Origin of the sequence: uncultured Flavobacterium sp., assembly GCF_963925415.1 — a bacterium.
In the GTDB taxonomy this organism is placed as follows: Bacteria; Bacteroidota; Bacteroidia; order Flavobacteriales; family Flavobacteriaceae; genus Flavobacterium.
The window spans coordinates 17,943-39,561 of the sequence record NZ_CAWUTS010000065.1; the positions used below are offsets into that span (position 1 = coordinate 17,943).

Genomic DNA, 21,619 nt, shown 5'->3' on the forward strand with positions numbered 1-21,619 from the left:
TTTTTATTTTTGATTTAATCTTGAAAGTTTTTCTTTCCAAATTTTTAACTCATCTTTATGCCTCTCTATACTTTTATGCACTTCTTTGATGAATGGATTTTCACCTTTTTTACTTGAAGTAATGAATTGAATATTGTTTTCCAATTGTAAAATTTCACTTGTTACTTCGTCAATTTTTTTACGTAAAAAGAACGCTTCTTTTTCTAAAGCCCTGTTGTCTTGGTTTTCTGATAATTGATCTAAACGATTATCAAATTTCATTAATTCTGTATCTTTTTTAGATAAGCTTAGTTTTTCAAAAAGGCCATCTAAAATTTTATTGAACTTGCCTTCAACATGTCTTTTGTTAAAGGGTACTCTTCCAAAAGACTTCCAGGTTTCTATATTTGATTTTATAGCGTTTAAGTCCGTTTTATGGTCGCCAACTAATTCAAAATCTTTAAAGGTTTCTAAATAGTTTTTTTTGTTTTCATAAGCTTCAATTTCTTCTTTGTTTTCTTCGTTTTGAATTTTATGAAGTCTGTCAAAATAAGCATTACATTCAGTTTTAAAATCTTTCCAGACAGAATCAGAATATTTTCTTGGTACATGTCCAATTTTTTTCCATTCATCTTGAATTTGCTTCATTATTGGAGTAGTAACTTTAAAATCTTCACTATCTTTTAATGATTTTGCCTTTTCAACCAAAGCTAATTTTTTGTCTAAATTATCTTGTTGTTCATGTTTTATTAATTTAAAATATGAATTTTTGTTGATATTAAATTTTCGTACAGAGGTTTTAAATTTTGACCAAGTTTCTTCATTTACATCTGCAGGAACTTTACCAGCTTTAAAAAACGATTCGCGTAAAGCTTCCATTTTTTTCATCAAGTTTGGCCAATTTTGATTTTTATTATCTTGATCGATGCTTAGGACATCAATTTGGTCAATAATATCATTTTTAGTAACTAAATTTTCTAGTTCACGCTCATGAGCATTAGCATTCAAAGCTTCACGCTTATCATGCATTTGTTTTGTTATCTCGCTAAATTCGTTCCAAATTGCATCTCTATGTTCTCTGTCAACGGGGCCTAATTCCTCTTTCCAAACCCGATGTAACAATTGAAGCTCTCTAAAAGCTTTCATGGTATCTGGTTCAGCTAATAAATCTTTTGCTCGAACAATAAGTTGTTGTTTTTGTTCTAAATTATTTTTAAAATCCTGATCACGTGCTTCTTTGTCTAAATGAATTAAATCATAAAAACGTTCTACATGAAAATGATAATTATTCCAAAGTATGTTGTATTTATCTTTAGGTATTGATCCTGCATTATTCCATCGTTCTTTGATATCATTCATTTTTTTGAACATATCGCCAATGCTTGCGTCTGTTGAATCAATTAGATTTTTTAAATCATCAATAATAACATTTCTAACTTCAAAATTATTTTTTAAATTACTTTGTAACTGGTTAAAGTGGTTGCTTTTTTTAGTTCGATATGTATCAAATACATCGTCAAATTTGGTTTTTATTGAAGATTGAAACTGAAAACCATCTGTGTTCCCATCATTTTGTTCACTATATTCTTCACGTTTTTCATCTAAGATATCGTGAAAATGAGTCATAAACGATTTTTTTATTTCTTCAACATGATCTTTTATAGCCATTACTTTTTCATTAGAAACTAGTTTTTCTAATTCATCTGTAAGAGCTTCCATTGTCATGGAGTCATATTCTAATAAAGGAATTTGATGTCTTTCTTTTATTGATTCGTCTTCGCTTTCTTCTGCGTTAGAGTTTTCAATAGCTTCAATTACAGCATTAGATGTGTTTTTTTCAGACGCAATTTCTTCAATTGAGTCGTTATTTTTGTCTGTTGATATTGTGGTTTCTTCTGTTTTTTCAATAGTTGTGGTATTTTCAACTGTTGTATTTGCAATTTCTTCTTCACCTTCTCCAGTTGCATTTTGCAAGTTTTCCTTCTTTTCTTCTAACATGATTCATGTATAAGTTACTAATAGGCTTCGAAGATACTAACTGATTTTGAAATTTCAAAAGAAATCTATTAAATGATTTGATATAGTTTGTTTAATAGAATATTAGAAAACGAATGTTAGAGTGCTTTATTGAATTATTTATTCCAAATTTGCCATGATTTTTCTGCTTGAAAAACAAGCATATCTAGTCCGTTTTTAACTTGAGCTCCATTAGCTTTTGCTTGTTTCATAAAGAGGGTCTCTTCGGGATTGTAAACTAGATCAAATGCTATGTGCTTATTAGTAAATAAATTATAATTTAAATTAGGTGCTTCATCCACATTTGGAAAAGTCCCTAATGGCGTAGTATTAATTATTATTGTATATTCTTCAAATAAAGAAGTGTCGATTTCAGCATAGGATATCTGAAATTCATCAGCATTTCGGGATACAAAATCATATTCTATATTTAATTTTTTAAGTGCATATGCAACTCCTTTGCTAGCGCCTCCGCTTCCTAAAATTAGAGCTTTTTTGTGATGAGATAAAAGCATTGGTTTTAAAGATTTTTTAAAACCATAATAATCAGTATTGTAGCCTTTTAATTTCTTTTTTTTAGAAATCACTACAGTATTAACAGAGCCTATTTTTTTTGCATTTTTTGATAAAGAATTTAAAAAAGGAATAATGGCTTCTTTATACGGAATTGTCACATTTAGCCCTTTGATTCCTTTTGAAACTTTAATTATTTCTTTAAAATGATTGATGTCAGGAATATCAAAATTTTCGTATTGGCAATTTTCAAAATGTAATGTTTTAAACTTGTCTGTAAAGTATTTTTTAGAAAAAGAATAGCTTATATTCTTTCCTACTAAGCCATATTTTTTTTGTTTTTGTGTGTTTTTTTTCAAAATAAACGGCTATTTCTTTTTAAATAATTTAATAATTAAAGGCAGTATAGATAGTATAATTATAGCTAAAACGACCTTTTCAAAATTATGTTTAACCCATGAAATTTGTCCTAAAAAGTATCCTAAAAACGTTATAGATGTAACCCATAAAGTTGCTCCAATGATGCAATTTATAATATAATTTTTATATTTCATGCTTCCAGCTCCAGCAACAAAAGGAGCTATGGTTCTGATAATAGGCATAAATCGTGCTAAAATTATAGCTTTTACACCATTTTTTTCAAAAAAAAGTTCCGTTTGAACTATATATTCTTTTTTTAGAAATAATATTCGTTGCTTTTCTTTGATGTAAGATCCAAATTTTTTACCAATAAAATAATTTAAATTGTCGCCTAAAAGTGCTGCTGTTATTAATAAGGGTATTACGATAGCAATGTTTAATTGACCTGTAGTTGCAGCAATAACACCAATGGCAAAAAGCATAGAATCTCCCGGTAAAAGAGGCATAATCACAAATCCAGTTTCAACAAAAACTACTAAAAATAAAATAACATATATTAAGGTGTCATATGTAACAATGAGGTCTTGAATAACTGTTAACGGATCTTTTAAAAAATTTAAAAGAAAATCTATAATAAACATATTCAGTTATTTTTTAAATTTAATAATCAAATTTTGAATTGATTTTTTATTCCATACAGCTGGAAAATTTGCTTCTAATATGGTTTTATAATCATAATTATTTTGTAACGCATTAACTAAATGAAATTTACCTTTTTTAGTTTCTTTTAATGTGTAATATAATCCTGCTAGCCTATATTCAATTTCGGCATTATTAGGGTGGTTTGCTTCTCCTTGAAATAGTGCTTCTACAGCAATTTCTAAATCACCTACATGTTGTAAAGAATCTGCCCAATATATATAGGTGTCTATTTCTGAGTCTCCTAATTCAAAAGCTTTACGATATCCATATTCTGCTTCTTCATATAATTTTAAAGCTCTGTTTATAGATGCAAAACGTTTCCAATATAATTTATTGTCACCTTCAATTCCAATAGCTTTATTTACGTAGTATAAAGCTTTTTTATGGTCTAATTGTCTTATGTAAAAATCAGTTATGGCAATCCAAGCCTTGTCTAATAATGGATCTTCGTGGACTGTTTTGGAATAAAATTTTATGGCTTCTTTTTTATTACCTAATTTTTCATAACATTTTGCAATTCTCAATAAAACAAAAGATGTAACATCATCTAATTCCATTGTAATTTTAAAACAATCAATGGCTTCTTGATATTTTTTTAATTTTTCAAGAGATTTTGCCTTTTCTAGATATGCCCCTAAGAAGGAATCGTCGATAAGTGTTGCATAATCAAATGCCCAAACCGCTTTTTCATAGTTTTTTAAGGTGTAATATTGACGCCCTAATTGATGCCAGGCAACATCGCTATAAGGGTTTTTATTAATAAATCCATCAAGATATTCGATAGCTTCAGTGTTTTGATCCAAAAAATCAAAACAATAAACTACATTGTATAAAGATGAATAATCTTCGGTGTCTTCATTTAAACATTTTATGAAATTTTCTTTTGCCATTTCTAAGTTGTCCATAAATAGATATTCCATACCTATCATAGAGTATACATCAGCAAAATCATCGGTGTATTTTAAAGCAGTTTTAAGAGATTCAATTGCTTTTTCGTGTTCATCTTTTTTAGAAAAAATATTAGCTTTTTGAATATAGATTTCTTCGTTTGTTGGTTCAATAGCGTACAATTCGTTTAATAATTTGTCTGCTAGGTCTACTTTATCATCAAAAATAAGAAGCTCTACCTGAACTAATTTTAATCCTGTAGATTTAGGATGTTGTTCTAGTGCTAATTTTAATGCTTTTTTGGCAAGATTTAGCCTTCCAGAATCCATATAATGAAGAATAATGTCCTCAAACTCTTCCGAATCAAAGAATAAAACCTTGTTGGTTTTAAGCATTGATTCAAATTTAAACAAGGATAAGTCATTATTGTTTTCTTCTTCGTGACTTAAATTCATAAGTGTTTTGTTTTTGAAATTTTATCCTAATTAAAATTAACTAAATTTATGGATTATATAATATTTAAAATTATTTTTTTTAAACAATTTAATTAACAATCAGAAAGGATAATTAACTAATAATGAAGCTTTAAAGGTTTTTAAAATTATAAATTTTCTAATAAAGCTTATTTTGTTGCATCAATTTCATTAAGAACTTCAAGAATAATGCCACAACCTATGGCTATTTCTTCATTTGATATAGTTAATGGTGGTGTAATGCGTATAGCAGTGCCTTCAAAGAGCAACCAGAATAAAATCAATCCTTTTTCTTGGCAGTTAAGGATTACTTTGTCTGTTATTTCAGGACTTTTTGTCATAGCGGCTAACATTAAGCCAGTTCCACGAATTTCAGTTATTAGGGGGTGAACTAATAATTTTCTAAATAACTGCTCTTTTTCTAATGCTTGTTGCATTAAATTAGTTTGGGTCAATTCTTGTAAAGTTGCCAAGCAAGCAGCAGCAATTACAGGATGACCTCCAAAAGTGGTGATATGACCTAGTTTTGGGTTATGGCTTAATAAGTCCATCATTTTTTCAGAAGCAGTAAAAGCACCTACTGGCATTCCACTTCCCATTCCTTTTCCCATTACAACTACATCGGGTACGATGTCGTAATTTTGAAAACCAAATAATTTTCCAGTACGACCAAAACCGGGTTGTATTTCGTCTAAAATTAAAAGTGCTCCTACTGCATCACAACGTTGGCGTACTTTTTTAAGAAAATTATTTTTTGGCTGAATAAAGCCTGCACCACCTTGAATGGTTTCTAATAATATAGCGGCTGTTTTGCTGGTTATTTTATCTAAATCAGCTTCATTATTGAATGTTATAAAATCTACATCAGGAATTAAAGGTCTAAAAATTTGCTTACGTTCTTCAAATCCCATAACGCTTAAGCTTCCCATAGTATTTCCATGATAAGCATTGTGACACGATATTAATTGACTGCGACCTGTAACTCTTCGTGCTAATTTTAAGGCTCCTTCGATAGCCTCAGTGCCAGAATTAACTAAATATGTTTTGGTTAGTGGATGGGGTAAGTTTTGCGCTAGTAGTTTACAAAATTCTACTGCTGGAGATTGAGCATATTCGCCATAAACCATAACGTGCGAATATTTATCCAATTGATTTTTTATGGCATCATTAACCCTTTTGTTTTGATGCCCTAAGGTGCATGCTGAAACTCCAGCAACAAAATCAAGGTATTTTTTTTCATTACGATCATAAATATAAGATCCCAAGGCATAAGAAATTTCTATAGCTAGGGGATGTGGGGTTGTTTGAGCTTGATAGGTAAAAAAATCGTTTAGCACTTCTTATAATTTTTTAGTAACAAAATATTCGTTAATCTTTGTTAGGGTCATATTCTAAAGTCTCTTTTAGTATGCCCATAGGGGTATTTTCAATTAATTCTTTAGCTTTAGTTTCTTGTTTAATGGTATCATCTAAATCCAATTCTTCTTGTGGAAAAATAGCTTCTTTATTTTTTATTTCTTCATCACCTCTCCACAAAAAGCCACGTAATCTTCGGGCATTTTCTGGAAATTCTTCTTCCGGATAAAGTTTTCCGTCTGTTTTGGTGTAAAATGTAAGGGTTTGTATTTTATTGTTTTCCAATTCTAAATGAATACTGCTGCAAACACTTTTATTTATACCAACTAAAAGATCATTTTCATTATACATATATGAAACGGCTTCGCAATTTTTTTTAATATCTACCTCATATAATTTATTATCTTTAAATTTTCCATATAGATTTAAGCCTTTAACTTGATTAAATCCATTTTTGCTCAGCGTATCTTTTTGAATTAAAAAAGCATTATTTAAAACTTTAAGCGAATCTGCTTTCTCAGTTTTATTGTTCCCAATAATGTGCATTAGATCTCCTGTCATTTGACTGTTATTTGTCCATAAAACAGGTTTTCCTATAAGTTTTGTTAAGGCGTTTTTATTACTTGAATGTAGCGAATCGCATTTACCACTTCTTTGTGAATTATAGAACCGAACATTATTATATGCTCTTATAATTCTATTTTCAGGTGTGCCTGTAACCAAAATTCGTTTTCCATGTGTATACATGGAGTCGTTTTCAATTTTTGTAATGACTAACGCTTTTTTTGTAATAAACATGGAATCATTTTTAGTTTCAGTATTTCTGTACACCTCTGCATAATGCCCTTTAGCTACTATGTTATTCACTGTGTCAGTGATTTTAACATTGTTAATTAATTTAGAAAAATTTTTCTTTCGATCATAGTAAATATCATCGCCCTCGATTTTTTTACTGTCGTATAAAATGTATGAGTTTTTCTTTAACTTACCTATGTCATTGGTGGTGTCATAAAAACCGTTTTCGGTATAAATATAATCTGATTTACTGGTAATTGTAGAAGGACCAAAAACATATGCATGACCCGAATTATCATAAAAATCTAAATGATTAGTTTTGATTGTGCTGCGGGGATTTACAACCGTAACCGATGTTGTAAAAGAATATTTTTTTTCGTTTAATAAAAATTTTCCGGACTTGCTTTTTAAGGTGTTGTCTTTATTGGTAATAGTTCCATAGCTGTTGTAAAATGCTTGTTGTGATTTTCGATCAAAAAACAAGGTATCTGTAACCAGATTAGAATTTGGTGAACGCAAATTAACGTTGCCTGTTGCATATGCAATTTCTTTGTTACCATTGTATTCTGCATATGTACTATTCATAACAATAGTATCACCCTGAACCAGCTGAACGTTTCCAAAAGCTTTTACATAGTTTTCTTCTGTGAAATGATAAGCTTTGTTGCATTTTATTTTTACCCCATTATGAAGAACATTTACGTTTCCCGAATATACTATAGCCCCTGGTATCTCATTTTCATTTTGATCTATAAAATCAGAATATTCAATGATTATTTTTCCAGAATTTTCATTTTTATCCTGTGCAAAAAGAAATGCATTTGACATCAAAAAAAATAAAATAAAGTATGTGTGTTTTTTCACTGGTGATAATTTTGAGTCAAATTTAGTTAAAAAGTATAAAATCTGTTTTCAATTAAGATTTTTTTATAAGATGAGCTCTGTTTAAAAACAAATTTCACGAATTTGCACAGGTTATTTTGTACTTGTTCGTGAAATTTTTATAAACGATATCCAATTCAAAAATTTAGTTATACTAATAAATTCTTACTTAGTTAGTAATAGTTTGAGTTCTATCTGGTCCAACTGAAATTACTTTAATAGGCACTTCAAGTTCGTTTTCAATAAATGTTATGTAATTTTTTAATTCAATTGGCAACTCATTATAGGCAGTCATTTTTGTTAAATCTGCTTGCCATCCTTTCATTTCGGTATAAACAGGCTCTACATTTTCAGGCTCTATGTTGTAAGGTAAATGTTTGATGTTTTGTCCTTTATATGTATAAGAAGTACATATTTTTAAAGTATCAAAACCTGATAACACATCTCCTTTCATCATATATAACTCTGTAACGCCATTTACTTGTACAGCATATTTTAGCGCAACTAAATCTAACCATCCGCATCTTCTAGCTCTACCGGTTACAGATCCAAATTCGTTTCCAATTCGTGCCATATTGGCTCCTACTTCATCAAATAGTTCAGTTGGAAAAGGACCACTTCCAACGCGAGTAGTGTAAGCTTTAAAAATTCCATACACTTCTTTCACTCTGTTTGGAGCTATACCTAATCCGGTACAAGCACCTGCAGCTGTTGTATTAGATGATGTTACAAATGGATATGTTCCAAAATCAACATCTAATAATGAGCCTTGTGCGCCTTCTGCTAAAATAGATTTACCTTCTTTTAGTGATTTGTTTAAATACTCTTCAGAATCAATAAAAGTTAATTTTTTTAGTTGTTCAATAGATGTGAAAAATTCATCTTCCATTTCTTGAAGATTATATTGTAAATCAATATCATAGAACGCTATCATTGATTCATGCTTGTCTGCTAAAGCTCTGTAACGTAATTTAAAATCTTTTAATTCGATGTCACCTACGCGAATACCGTTTCTGCCAGTTTTGTCCATATAAGTTGGTCCAATTCCTTTTAAAGTGGAGCCAATTTTTGCCTTTCCTTTTGATGCTTCAGATGCAGCATCTAGTAAACGATGCGTTGGTAAAATTAGATGTGCTTTTCTAGAAATGAATAATTTAGAAGCTACGTCTAAATTAAATTTTTCCAATCCTTCGATTTCTTTTTGAAAAACAACAGGGTCTATAACTACTCCGTTACCAATTATATTTATCGATTTTTTATGAAAAATGCCTGACGGTATTGTTCTTAAAACATGTTTTATTCCATCAAATTCAAGTGTGTGTCCCGCATTTGGGCCACCTTGAAAACGAGCAATGATATCATATTTTGAAGTAAGAACATCAACAATTTTTCCTTTTCCTTCGTCGCCCCATTGTAATCCTAATAATAAATCTACGGTCATTTTTGTATGTTAATTTTTGTTGAATCGCAGCATGCTACGAATGTACTATTGTTTTTTTGTTGCGTAAAAATATAGGGAGTGTGTTTTAATGTCAATTCCAAATATTTCTTCCATACTTTGTTTAATTTGTTGAATTCTTGGGTCACAAAATTCTATAACCTCTCCCGAATCTGTCATGATGATATGATCGTGTTGTTTGTCAAAATAAGACTTTTCGTAGTGAGCTTGATTTTGACCAAATTGGTGGCGACGTACCAAACCAGATTCTAGTAATAATTCTATAGTGTTGTAAAGTGTTGCTCGACTTACACGGTAGTTTTTATTTTTCATTTTGATGTATAAAGATTCAATATCAAAATGTTCTTTAGAATCATATATTTCTTGTAAAATAGCATAGCGTTCAGGAGTTTTGCGATGTGCTTTATCTTCTAAATACTTCGTAAAAACGTTTTTTACAACTTCTTGATTTGTGTTTTTTTCCATTTGGTTAACCATCAGATAAATGCAAAGATACTTTTATTTTTTCTATTTTTATTTTTCATATAAATACGTTTTGCATATTTATTAACAATTGCAATTTAGCACAATTTTTATGCATAAATTCTTTTTACTTTTTCTATACCATCTACTTTTTTGATGTTCTCAATTAGTTTTTTAAGTATGGTGTTATTCGCAACAACAACAGTAATATTTCCTTTAAAAATACCTGCCTCACTACTCAAAGATATATCCTTAATATTGACCAACATTTGGTTAGAAATTATTCTGGTTAGTTGGTTGGTTAATCCAATTGTGTCCATGCCAGTGATGTTAAGCATAGCTCTAAACTCTTCTTGACTGGAGTCTATCCATCTAGCTTGCATGATGCGGTAAGCATAATTGGATTGCATGCTTATCGCATTTGGACAATTTTTTTGATGCACTTTAATACCTTCATTAATCGTAACAAATCCGAAAACATCATCTCCTGGTATGGGGTTGCAGCATGCTGAGAGTTTATATTCTAATTTGTCTTGTTCCACACCAAACACAAGCATGTCAACTTTTTTACTCAACTCATTCCCTTTTACTTTTGAAGGCTCTAAACTAGGAGAGCGGCTAATGGTTTTTTTGAAAAAACTGACTAGCGTGTTGCTTTTTTGTGAAGCAAAGTCTTTTAATTTTTGATTTTCAATGGCACCAATGCCTATTCTGTAAAATAAATCTAGACTGGTTTGTAATTTAAAAAAAACAACCATTTCATTAATCGTTTTTTCATTTAAGGCAATTTTTAAATGACGTAATTTTCGGGTAAGAATTTCTTTTCCGTCTTCTGCAATTTTTTTTATGTTTTCGTTTAAAACACTTTTTATTTTATTTTTAGCTCTTGAAGTAGATACATAATCTAGCCACTGTGATGTAGGTTTTTGATTTACGGATGTTATTATTTCTACCTGATCACCGCTGTTTAATTCATGATTTAAAGGAACTAGTTTTCCGTTTACGCGTGTGCCTCTTGTTTTGCAACCTATTTCGGAATGAATACTAAATGCAAAATCGAGAGATGTTGCCCCTTTTGGAAGGGATTTTATTTCGCCTTTTGGTGTAAAAACATAAATTTCTTTGGCATATAGATTTAATTTAAAATCCTCTACAAAGTCAACTGCGTTATGGGATGTTTGATTTTCTATAGCCTCTTTTAAACGATTTAACCAAAGCTCCAATCCATGCTCTTCTGAACCAACACCTTTATATTTATGATGAGCCGCATAGCCTTTTTCGGCAATTTCGTCCATACGTTCGCTGCGAATTTGAATTTCAACCCATCTCCCTTTAGGCCCCATGACCGTAATATGAAGTGCTTCATAGCCACTTGATTTTGGGGAAGAAATCCAATCGCGAAGTCGACTTGGACTTGGACGATAATGATCAGTTACTATCGAATAAATTTTCCAAGCTATGAATTTTTCGTCATGAACATTTGATTTATATATAATTCTAAGAGCAAATTTGTCAAATACTTCATCAAAAGTGACGCCTTGAACTTTCATTTTTCTGCGAATTGAATAAATAGATTTGGGTCTCCCTTTTATAGAAAAATCAATATCTTCTTTTTTAATAGCGTTTTGTAACACTTCAGATATGGAGTCTACATAAGTATCTTGTTCTTCTTTTGTTTCCTTAATTTTACTTACAATTTCATTATAAGCATCAGGTTCTGTATATTTTAAACCCAAATCTTCTAGTTGTGTTTTAATAGTATACAAACCCAGTCTATGGGCTAGTGGGGCATATATGTATAAGGTTTCTGACGCGATTTTAGATTTTTTATGATCAGCCATGCTTTCCATGGTTTCCATGTTGTGCAATCGGTCTGCGATTTTTATTAAAATAACCCTTACATCGTCGTTTAATGTAAGCAGCATTTTTCGAAAATTTTCGGCTTGCATTGAAACCCCTTGTTCTGTTTTTACTTGTGCTATTTTAGTTAATCCTTCGACCAATTGAGCGATTTTCGGATTAAACATTTGTTCGATATCCTTTACGGAAATTTCTGTATCTTCAACTACATCGTGCATCAAAGCAGCAGCGATTGAAGTTGCACCTAGGCCTATTTGTGAAGCAACAATTTTTGCCACAGCAATAGGATGAAAGATATAAGCTTCTCCTGATTTTCTTCTTTGATCTTTGTGTGCGTCTACAGCTACATCAAATGCTTTTCTAATTATTTTTTTATCTTCGGCACTAAGTGTTTGATAACTAATGCGTAAAAGATTTTTATATTCTTTTGCAATGGCTTTGTTTTCGATTTCTATGTCAATTTCTATCATAAGGCAACATTATGTATCTAAAGTTAAAACAAAGTTATGGATTGGGCAAACAATTATTATATAATTGGTTGAATTATTTTTGGAACTTTATTCCAATAAACTTAAATTTTATATTCAACATCATATAAATCATTGTTAATTGATTTTAGATAGAAAAGTAGATTAGTATATTTGATATTATGCTCTAATTAATGTAAAATAACATCATGAAATTTTTATTCATATTATTTTTTTTTTCCATGTCCAATATTCTAATTTATAATTTTAATAAAGATAGCTCAATTAATGATTGGCGCATTATTGATGATGGTGTTATGGGAGGTAAATCTCGAGGTGATTTTTATATAAATTCAGATGGTAATGGCGTTTTTGAAGGAACTGTTTCTTTGGCAAATAATGGTGGTTTCTCGTCTATGAGGTATGTATTTGATAAAATAAACTTGAGCGATCAAACTCGAGTAGTTATAAAGTTAAAAGGTGACGGCAAGACATATCAATTTAGAATTAAAGATAAATTAAATTCTTATTATTCTTATATCACAACCTTTAAAACTTCTGGATACTGGGAGGAGGTTGAAATTAACTTAAAAGAATTATACCCTTCATTTAGGGGTAGACAACTTAATTTGCCTAATTTTAAAAGTGATTCTTTTGAAGAAATTGTTTTTTTGATAGGCAATAAAAAAAAGGAATCTTTTAAACTTATGATCGATAAAATTGAATTAAAATAAAGATTAAAAAGAAGTTATTTAAAATCCCCGTTGCCTCTTTGCTTCAAACAATAAAATGGCAGCAGCAACAGAAACATTCATAGAGTCTATTGTTCCTTGCATGGGAATTATTATGTTTTTAGAACTGTGATCTCTCCATAATTGAGATAAACCTGTAGCTTCTGTACCCACAACTAAAGCTGTTGGAGTAGTGTAGTCTATTTTATTATATTCGTTTGAATTTTGTAATGTTGCACTATAAATACTAATGTTTTTTTCTTTTAAAAATGAAATAATTTCTTCTGTTGTGCCAGAAGAAATTTGATTGGTAAACAAACAACCCACGCTAGAGCGTACAATGTTTGGATTGTACAAATCACTTTTTGGATTGGCTAATAAAACCGCATCAATATGAGCGGCATCGGCTGTTCGAAGCATAGCGCCAATATTTCCTGGTTTTTCAATAGATTCTAAAACTAAGATTAATGGATTTATAGGTAAAACTAAATCGTGTAGCGCAACGCTTTTTGTTTTGGCTACAGCTAAAACACCTTCAGTTGTATCGCGATAGGCTAATTTTTGATAAACTTCTTTTGAAATTTCTATAGTATTCAATGTATTAGTTATCAAACTATTTACTTGCTTTTCTGATATAAATTCAGGGCAAAACAAAACAGTTTCTATTTGATAATTTCCTTTGATTGCTAGCTCAATTTCACGTTTTCCTTCAATTAAAAAGCTCCCCGATTGCTTGCGTGCTTTTGCCTTTTCTTGCAATTGCACTAATGATTTTATGTATGGATTTTGTATGGAAGTAATTTGTTTCATCTTTGTTTTTAAGGATTAAGTAACTAGTTTTAAAGGCATAGTTACTTAATCACTTTATCTCTATTTGTTTTCAAATTTTTCTTTATAACGTTCGTATAATTCTGTATGGTGACTTTCTAAACTAATTTGTCTTCCATCAATCAAAGCGGTTGAAATTTTATTAGTTTTCATGTCTAAAGCATCTCCTTCTGATATGAATAGAGTTGCACTTTTTCCAGCTTCTAAGGTTCCATAATTGGCATCAATTCCTAAAATTTTTGCAGTATTTGATGTAATTAGTTGCAATGCTTTTTCTTTTTCCATACCCCAAGCAGCACAAGTACCTGCATAAAAAGCAAGATTACGTACTTGCATGCGTTCCATATCTCCCATATTTTCTAACCCAACTAAAACACCTGCGTCTGATAATAACTTTGCGTTTTTAAAAGGTAAATTTACATCTTCATCTTCTAACATAGGTAAATCATGCACCCTTTTTAACAAAACAGCAATATTGTTTTCTATCAATAAAGGAGTGTTTTTAAAAGCATAATAACCTCCTACTATAATCATTTTTTTAATGTTGTTTTTCTTTTTGAATAATATAGCATCTACGATTTCTTTTTCGCCATCAGCATGAATATACAATTGTTTGTCACCATTCTCAAGTCCTTTCATGGCTTCATATGCAATGTCTCTAAGGGTTACATTTGATGCTAAATATGCTTTTGAATTAGTAAAAAAATCTTGAATTTCAGTGGTTTGTTTCTCGTAATTTTTATTAGGTTTAATTCCTCCTGGTTCTGCCCACCAACCATCTTGAGAATAACTTTGAGGCCAATTTAAATGTATGCCATCATTTTCTTTAATAACTGCATCTTCCCAATTCCAAGCATCCAATTGAACTACAGAAGAAGTACCAGATATTCGGCCTCCTCGAGGTGTAATTTGAGCCAATAAAACACCATTAGGACGCGCAACTTCTACGAGTATAGATTCTGTGTTATAAGCAATTATGCTTCGTATGTGTGGATTCATTTCACCCATTTCGCTTTCATCATCTGATGCACGAACTGCATCAATTTCTACCAAGCCTAAGGTAGCATTTGGTGCAATAAATCCTGGATAAATTTCTTTTCCAGAAGCTTCTATTTCGATGTCGTGTTTTTTTGGTTTCATAAGTGCAGCATCACCAATGGCGTATATTTTTCCGTCTATTATAGATATTAGGCTATTTTCTATAATTGTTCCATTTCCAATGTGGGCTTTTCCACCCCTAATTAATATACTTTTGGTTTGCTTTGAAGCAGGTGTTTGTTGTGCAAAAGTTATGAAGCTAAGTAATAATAAACAGATGTATTTTTTCATTTTAAATTTTTTAAACCATTGACTAAAGCCAAGCGGTAATTGAAATTGTATTTTGTGTTTTATTTTTTGCAATTAATATTATTCCATTGTATCACAATGGTAGTGTTTGATTTCTTTTTTCTTTGGAGCTTGAGTTTTTAATCCTTTATTTTTGGCTTCCAATAAAGAGTTTATCAATATGCTGCGTTGTTTTTGAATGCTTGCTAAAATTTCTTTTTCGTTTTCTAAATCATAGAATATGATTCCGTCTACAACTGTTTTTTCTGCTTTTGCATATATGGATAAGGGGTTGTCAGTCCAAAGTACTACATCGGCATCTTTACCTACTTTAATACTCCCTACTTTGTCATCTACTTGTAATAAAATTGCAGGATTTAAGGTGACAAAATTCCAAGCTATTTCTTCAGTAACATTTCCATATTTGACAGCTTTTGAGGCTTCTTGGTTTAAACGCCTTGACATTTCGGCATCATCAGAATTGATGGATACCATAACGCCTTGACTTTGCATTAATGCTGCGTTGTATGGAATGGCATCATTTACTTCAAACTTGTAAGCCCACCAATCAGCAAATGTTGATCCTCCAACACCGTGTTCGGCCATTTTATCAGCAACTTTGTATCCTTCTAAAATATGGGTAAAGGTTTGAATTTTAAAATTATAACGTTCGGCTAATTTGATAAGCATATTAATTTCTGACTGCACGTATGAATGGCAAGTTATAAAGCGTTTTTTATGAATGATTTCGCCTAAAACTTCCATTTCAATATCAAAACGAGGCATTATTTTTGACTTTGATTTATCTAAATTGTAGGATTTCCACTCGTTTTCATATTCCAGTGCTCGTGTAAAATAATCTTCATATACTTGTTCTACACCCATACGAGATTGTGGAAAACGGTTTCTGGCATTGTCACCCCAATTGGATTGCTTTACATTTTCGCCTAAAGCAAATTTGATGTATTTAGGAGCGTCTTTAACGATCATTTCATCAGGTGAATAACCCCATTTTAGTTTGATAAACGCAGCACGCCCCCCTATTGGGTTTGCTGAACCGTGTAATAAGTTTGCGGATGTTACACCTCCCGAAAGGTTGCGATAAATATTAATATCATCTGAATTTACTACATCTTGAATAGTAACTTCTGCAGAAGAATTTTGACCCCCTTCATTAACGCCATTTGAGATAGCTATATGTGAGTGCTCATCAATAATACCTGCAGTTAAATGTTTTCCTGTAGCATCAATTTCTTTGGCGTTTTTGTTAGACAAGTTTTTACCAATTTCGACAATTTTACCATTTTTAATTAAAACATCAGTTTCCTTCAATATGCCTTCTTTTTCTCCAGTCCATACCGTTGCGTTTTTAAATAATAAAGTTTCAGCTTTTGGTTTTTCGCTGTTGCCAAATGCTAAATTTGGATACGATACAGCGACCATTTCTAGAGCTTTGTCTTGATCTTTTTTATCTAGATTTTTTTTGTCTTCCGATTTTTCAGCAACAACTTTTTTTGAAGCGCTCCATACCGTTTCTTGACCATTTTCTAAAACGGCTTTACCTGTTAATGTGCTAGAAACAAGTGTGCCCGTTAGTCTATAATACCCTGATTGGATGCTGTCTTTTGTTTTGATAACTAAATTGACCCAAGGGTCGTTAAAGCTTATTTTTGTGCCATAATTGATACTGTCTTTTGATGTTTTTGCTTCTAGTTTTTCTAAGTCGCCCGTTATTTGTAAATCAAATGTTTGGTCATTAAAAACTAAATCATAAGTTCCTCTAATATCTTGAACATTCATTTTGTCTAATATAGATCGATTGCCTTGAACCCAATTTTCATTTATTTTACTGTCTTTTTCAAAAACATCTCCCGACACTATAATAAAATTGGCCAAAGCGCCTTTTTTAAGTGTTCCTATACGATTGGATAGATTTAACAATTGGGCAGGCATTTCAGTTAAGGCAGCTAGTGCTTTTTCTTTAGGTAAACCATATAAAACAGCTTTTCTAAGGTTTTCTAAAAAGTCTTTAGGCTCTTTATTGTCAAAGGCGGTAAGTACAAAATTAACATCATGATCTGCTAATATTTTTAAATTAAAAGGTGCTTGATTCCAAAATTTCATATCACTCAAACTTACTTGTTGTGCTAAGTAAGGGTCTGAAACATCGTACGCTTCAGGAAAGTTTATGGGAATAATAAAAGTTGCACCCGTATTTTTAATTTCATTTATTTTTTCAAATTCGTTTCCATCACCTTTTATTAAATAATTTACTCCAAACTCTTTGCCAATTTTACTGGCTCTTAAACTATTTAATTTATCACCTGCATTAAATATTTGAATCAATTTTTTATTGGTATTAAAACTTTCTAAGGCTAAATCTTTGGTTTTAGAACTTCCTTGTTCATACCATTTTCCGTCGTGATATACCTGACGAATTAAAGCCATACTTCCCATTAATGACGACGGATAAGATTGTCTTGAATACTTGCTTTTTTTAAACGTAAAGTGTTGCGATATTTTGGTGTTTAAAACTCGGTTGGCATTAGTGCCTTCATCGTTAAGTGTCCATAAAATACCCGTTCCTGCTATTATACCGTCATTTTGGTGGCTTAATACTGTTCCAAAACCAGCGGCTCTAAGTTTTTCGGCATCTTTAGTTTCGTAACTTAAATTTTCAAATGCGTTGTAATCAGGTTTTACATGATCATTCCAATAATAACCTTCTCTTGAGGAATCGTACTGAGGAGATGAATTTTGATTTCTATTTAAATTAGTTGGTTTTTGTATGCCAAACTCACTAAAAAGATCAATAAATGAAGGGTAAATTGTTTTTCCTGAGGCATCAATTATAGTTGCGTTTTTTGGAATAGAAATTAATGTTCCTACATCAATTATTTTACCTTCTTTGAATAATAAGGTTGCTTTTTCAATTTTTTGACTAGAGGAAACATATATTGTAGCATTTGTAATTGCTACACTATTTTTAAAAGATTGTTTTACACCATCATTTTTAGGAAAGTAATCTTGTGCTTGAGTACATACACTGAAAAGTATCAGAAATAAAAGTTTAAAAATTTGCATATAAATTATTGTTAAATTTAAAAGTTTAAATATAAGAATTAAACAAAAACTTTAACAACTTTATTTTAAAATTATCGTGATAAATATAAATAACCTATTAGGGGTTCTTTAAAATCTGCATCATTTAAGTTAATAATGTAATAATAGGTGCCTGCTGGAGCATATTTTTCGTCAATACCATTTTCGACATAACCATTCCAGTCGGGTTTTGAATTATTTCCTGTCCAAAGCCATTTTCCCCAGCGGTTGTATATGTTTACTTTAAAATTAATAAAATTATCGCGCAAACCTTCTATAAAAAACGTATCATTAATACCATCATTATTAGCAGAAACATAATTATAAACTATGGGTAAACAGTTTTTTGTGGTTAATAAAAATGATGTAAAATCAACACAATTTTCATTTTCTATCCGTATAAAAATTTCTTTTGGTGTTGTAATTGCACTATAATTTGAGCTGTTTAATATAGGATCCGATTGGTTTATTGCATCTATTTCAGATTCATAGAAAGACACTATTTGACTTTCAACTGTTTTTACACTTTCTTCATATGTTGAAAAATCAAATGTACCTTTTGTTAGTCCTTCATTACATGAAATCAAATCTTCTAAAATATTAAATTCAATTGCAACAACTTGATTAAAAATTTGTAATGCAGTATTGTTAGTTTCTATAATTTCGTTAATAATTCCATTACCGGTGCCATCATCATCAACAATAAATTGGAGCTGAATTTCTAAAGAAATGTTGGAAGGAATGGTTAAATTTATTTGTGAAGACCAACTGCTGTTAATTGCAATAGGATTTAAGGTTTGTGTTGATCCAATAATTTCGCCATTGGCATAAACAGTAATTGGAGTACCTGCAATAAGTTCAGCAGTTGCATTTAAATTATATACAGTAAAATCAACTAAAAGAGTATTGGAGCCGCAAACTTGGCTAACTGCATCAATAGAAATACTGGCATCAGGCAATTGACTGTTTAGTTTGGAAACAATAGCATTTATCATTACAAAATCTTGATTCGAAGTCATCTGAATTTCAGCAGATGTATCTCCAATATTTATGTTGTTTTGAATGTTGTAAATGTCCAAATCCATATTATACAATGTGGTGCTATTTGTAATTGTATTGGTACCATTAAACGCATTGGTGGGAGGGTTTAACGTATTGCTTAATATGGTGTTATTAATAGAAAGTGTTTCATTATTGGCTAAACCCACATCGCCTTCCCAAGCTAAAAAGCCAATTTTAGCATCATTTGTATCAATTACATTTAGGGCATTTAAACTAATGTTTAATTGATTTGCAATTTGAGAAACTGCTTGTAAGCCATCATAAACATTAAGTTGATTTAGAGGAAGTATTGGGTTAGAATATACGATAATGATGGCCCAACCCGCAAAATTTGTTTTGTTTTGAAAGTGTAAATCAATAAAGCTGCTTACATCTAAATCAGAAAGGGTATAGGTTGTGTTTCCTATTGATTGAATTTGACTTGTTACATCTGCAAAAGCACTAAAAAAATTATATTGGGTTTGTAGCGTATTGCTAAAAGTGCGTTCTGCTGCAATATCAAAGTTGTTTAATTTTATATTAAAATCGCCGGTTCCGCAACCGGCCCAATATAAAAAAGCTTTTTCAATGACATCTCCTGGGTTTAAATTAAGGGTTGCAGATGACGATGTAAAAATGGTAGAAGTAGTTTGAAAAGTGTTTTCTTCGGGATTTAATGTGTTTCCTATAAAAGTAAAGTCATATTTTCCATTAAACTGTTCGTACAAGGAAATATTTTGTCCTTGCATGTTTATAGTACATACCAAAGATAAAATGAGTATTTTTGAAAAAATTAAATCGAATTTGCTTTTCAATGTTATAAATTTGAATACTAATTTATTAAATTTTAAGTTATTAAAGTACTATATTAATTTATTTCATTTAAAAACCCTAAATCCGTATCAATAAAAATCTGTGAAAAACTTAATAATAAAACAGTATAACTCTGATTATTATCCACTTTGGAATGACTTTGTTGCTCTAGCAAAGAATGCTACTTTTTTGTTTCACAGGGATTTTATGGAATATCATCAAGATCGATTTGAAGATTTTTCCCTACTTATTTTTGAAGACGAAAAATTAATTTCAATTTTACCTGCCAATAGATTAGGAGAATTTGTTTTTTCGCATCAAGGATTGACTTATGGGGGGTTTGTTTTTTTAGAAACTATAAAGTTAGATCATGCTATATCAATTTTCAAATTAGTTTTAGCATTTTTACATAAAAATAAAGTTTCAAAATTGCAGTTGAAACAAATGCCTTCAATATATTTTGATTGTTTTTCGGAAGAAATTAATTATGCTCTTTATATAGTAAAAGCTCAAATTTTTAGATGTGATTCATTAGCAGTCATTGATACGACAAAAACATATAAAATATCCAAATCGCGAAAAGAAAACATCAGAAGAGGGCAAAAAAACAACTTGGAAATTAGAGAAGAATTGAATTTTGAATTGTTTTGGAACGAAATGTTAATTCCCAATTTGAATAAAAAACATCAAGCAAAACCTGTTCATACAGTTAAAGAAATTACTTTTCTTCAAAAGCGTTTTCCAGAGAGTATTCGACATTTTAATGCTTATGATGGTAAAAAAATTGTTGCTGGAACGACTGTTTTTATATCAGAACATGTTGCTCATCCTCAATATATTTCGGGGAACGATGATAAAAATGAATTGGGTAGCTTAGATTATTTATACCATCATTTGCTTACTGAAGTTTTTATAGACAAACACTATTTTGATTTTGGACCTTCTAACGAAAATCAGGGCAAAAATATAAATGAAGGCTTATTGTTTTGGAAAGAAAGTTTTGGAGCTAAAACAGTTGTTCAAAATTTTTATGAAGTAGAAACTGCAAATTACGGTTTGCTTGATACTATTATGCTATGATAAAATTTTTAGATCTTCAAAAAATAAATGCTCAATATCAAGATGAATTTCAACAAAAAATGAAATTAGTTTTAGATAAAGGATGGTTTATTTTAGGCGATGAAGTCAAACAATTTGAAAGTGATTTTGCAAAATATACAAACTCAAAATATTGTATAGGTATTGGAAACGGTTTAGACGCAATGGTTTTGATTTTTAAAGCTTATATTGAGTTGGGCTTGATGCAAAAAGGAGACGAGGTCATTGTTCAAGCAAACACCTATATAGCTAGTGTTTTAGCGATACTTCAGGCCGATTTAGTGCCTGTTTTGGTAGAGCCAAAGTTGGAAACCTTTAACATTAATCCAAATTTAATTCAAGAAAAAATAACTTTCAAAACAAAAGCCATTTTGCTCGTTCACTTGTACGGACAATTATGTGAAATGGATAAAATTAATAAAATTGCAAAAGAACATAATTTATTAGTTGTTGAAGACGCAGCACAAT

Annotated in this window: 16 protein-coding genes; 3 read left to right on the top strand and 13 right to left on the bottom strand. The window is 30.5% G+C overall.

What is annotated here, in order from left to right; translation table 11 throughout:
* Positions 1–3 precede the first annotated feature (3 nt).
* The 9 genes from AABM47_RS05190 to AABM47_RS05230 form a co-directional block, all read right to left on the bottom strand.
* On the bottom strand, positions 4–1,977 hold the full coding sequence (locus tag AABM47_RS05190) for a DUF349 domain-containing protein (protein WP_338409865.1): 1,974 nt from the start codon (positions 1,975–1,977) through the stop codon (positions 4–6).
* 134 nt (positions 1,978–2,111) lie between these two features.
* Entirely contained in the window at positions 2,112–2,867 is a 756-nt protein-coding gene (locus AABM47_RS05195) for a shikimate dehydrogenase (RefSeq protein ID WP_338409866.1), read from the bottom strand.
* Positions 2,868–2,876: 9 nt separating this feature from the next.
* Positions 2,877–3,509, bottom strand: coding sequence for a VTT domain-containing protein (locus tag AABM47_RS05200; protein WP_338409867.1), 633 nt, complete (start codon positions 3,507–3,509; stop codon positions 2,877–2,879).
* 6 nt (positions 3,510–3,515) lie between these two features.
* Positions 3,516–4,913, bottom strand: a complete 1,398-nt coding sequence (locus tag AABM47_RS05205; RefSeq protein ID WP_338409868.1) for a tetratricopeptide repeat protein — start codon at positions 4,911–4,913, stop codon at positions 3,516–3,518.
* 167 nt (positions 4,914–5,080) lie between these two features.
* A complete protein-coding gene (locus tag AABM47_RS05210) occupies positions 5,081–6,268 on the bottom strand; it encodes an aspartate aminotransferase family protein (protein ID WP_338409869.1) in 1,188 nt (395 codons plus the stop codon).
* Positions 6,269–6,299: 31 nt separating this feature from the next.
* A complete protein-coding gene (locus AABM47_RS05215; protein WP_338409870.1) occupies positions 6,300–7,946 on the bottom strand; it encodes an OstA-like protein in 1,647 nt (548 codons plus the stop codon).
* Between the two features lie 187 nt (positions 7,947–8,133).
* Positions 8,134–9,405 carry an adenylosuccinate synthase gene (locus tag AABM47_RS05220; RefSeq protein WP_338409871.1) on the bottom strand — a complete coding sequence of 424 codons (1,272 nt, stop codon included), beginning with the start codon at positions 9,403–9,405 and terminating at the stop codon, positions 8,134–8,136.
* A 45-nt stretch (positions 9,406–9,450) separates the two neighbouring features.
* Entirely contained in the window at positions 9,451–9,888 is a 438-nt protein-coding gene (locus AABM47_RS05225; RefSeq protein WP_338409872.1) for a transcriptional repressor, read from the bottom strand.
* Between the two features lie 107 nt (positions 9,889–9,995).
* Positions 9,996–12,215, bottom strand: coding sequence for a RelA/SpoT family protein (locus AABM47_RS05230; protein ID WP_338409873.1), 2,220 nt, complete (start codon positions 12,213–12,215; stop codon positions 9,996–9,998).
* 206 nt (positions 12,216–12,421) lie between these two features.
* On the opposite strand from AABM47_RS05230, the gene AABM47_RS05235 reads away from it, so the two are divergent.
* Positions 12,422–12,946 (top strand): CIA30 family protein, encoded by a 525-nt coding sequence (locus tag AABM47_RS05235; RefSeq protein ID WP_338409874.1) that lies wholly within the window; start codon positions 12,422–12,424, stop codon positions 12,944–12,946.
* Positions 12,947–12,964: 18 nt separating this feature from the next.
* Here the strand turns inward: AABM47_RS05235 and AABM47_RS05240 are convergent, their stop codons facing one another.
* The 4 genes from AABM47_RS05240 to AABM47_RS05255 form a co-directional block, all read right to left on the bottom strand.
* Positions 12,965–13,753, bottom strand: a complete 789-nt coding sequence (locus AABM47_RS05240) for an RNA methyltransferase (RefSeq protein ID WP_338409875.1) — start codon at positions 13,751–13,753, stop codon at positions 12,965–12,967.
* A 60-nt stretch (positions 13,754–13,813) separates the two neighbouring features.
* Positions 13,814–15,100 (bottom strand): amidohydrolase family protein, encoded by a 1,287-nt coding sequence (locus AABM47_RS05245; RefSeq protein WP_338409876.1) that lies wholly within the window; start codon positions 15,098–15,100, stop codon positions 13,814–13,816.
* Between the two features lie 78 nt (positions 15,101–15,178).
* Positions 15,179–18,181 (bottom strand): amidohydrolase family protein, encoded by a 3,003-nt coding sequence (locus AABM47_RS05250; protein ID WP_338409877.1) that lies wholly within the window; start codon positions 18,179–18,181, stop codon positions 15,179–15,181.
* Between the two features lie 71 nt (positions 18,182–18,252).
* Positions 18,253–20,055: a gliding motility-associated C-terminal domain-containing protein gene (locus tag AABM47_RS05255; protein ID WP_338409878.1), complete on the bottom strand. Its 1,803-nt coding sequence runs from the start codon at positions 20,053–20,055 to the stop codon at positions 18,253–18,255.
* Positions 20,056–20,155: 100 nt separating this feature from the next.
* On the opposite strand from AABM47_RS05255, the gene AABM47_RS05260 reads away from it, so the two are divergent.
* Both AABM47_RS05260 and AABM47_RS05265 read left to right on the top strand, forming a co-directional pair.
* Positions 20,156–21,133 (top strand): GNAT family N-acetyltransferase, encoded by a 978-nt coding sequence (locus AABM47_RS05260; protein WP_338409879.1) that lies wholly within the window; start codon positions 20,156–20,158, stop codon positions 21,131–21,133.
* The coding region (locus tag AABM47_RS05265; protein WP_338409880.1) for an aminotransferase class V-fold PLP-dependent enzyme at positions 21,130–21,619 on the top strand (490 nt) is incomplete at its 3' end. The genes AABM47_RS05260 and AABM47_RS05265, both read left to right, overlap by 4 nt.

Bases quoted from the DNA above. Each gene is read 5' to 3' on its own strand.
- AABM47_RS05190 (WP_338409865.1), bottom strand. From the start codon at position 1,977: ATGTTAGAAGAAAAGAAGGAAAACTTGCAAAATGCAACTGGAGAAGGT.
- AABM47_RS05200 (WP_338409867.1), bottom strand. From the start codon at position 3,509: ATGTTTATTATAGATTTTCTTTTAAATTTTTTAAAAGATCCGTTAACA.
- AABM47_RS05205 (WP_338409868.1), bottom strand. From the start codon at position 4,913: ATGAATTTAAGTCACGAAGAAGAAAACAATAATGACTTATCCTTGTTT.
- AABM47_RS05220 (WP_338409871.1), bottom strand. From the start codon at position 9,405: ATGACCGTAGATTTATTATTAGGATTACAATGGGGCGACGAAGGAAAA.
- AABM47_RS05225 (WP_338409872.1), bottom strand. From the start codon at position 9,888: ATGGAAAAAAACACAAATCAAGAAGTTGTAAAAAACGTTTTTACGAAG.
- AABM47_RS05230 (WP_338409873.1), bottom strand. From the start codon at position 12,215: ATGATAGAAATTGACATAGAAATCGAAAACAAAGCCATTGCAAAAGAA.
- AABM47_RS05235 (WP_338409874.1), top strand. From the start codon at position 12,422: ATGAAATTTTTATTCATATTATTTTTTTTTTCCATGTCCAATATTCTA.
- AABM47_RS05240 (WP_338409875.1), bottom strand. From the start codon at position 13,753: ATGAAACAAATTACTTCCATACAAAATCCATACATAAAATCATTAGTG.
- AABM47_RS05245 (WP_338409876.1), bottom strand. From the start codon at position 15,100: ATGAAAAAATACATCTGTTTATTATTACTTAGCTTCATAACTTTTGCA.
- AABM47_RS05250 (WP_338409877.1), bottom strand. From the start codon at position 18,181: ATGCAAATTTTTAAACTTTTATTTCTGATACTTTTCAGTGTATGTACT.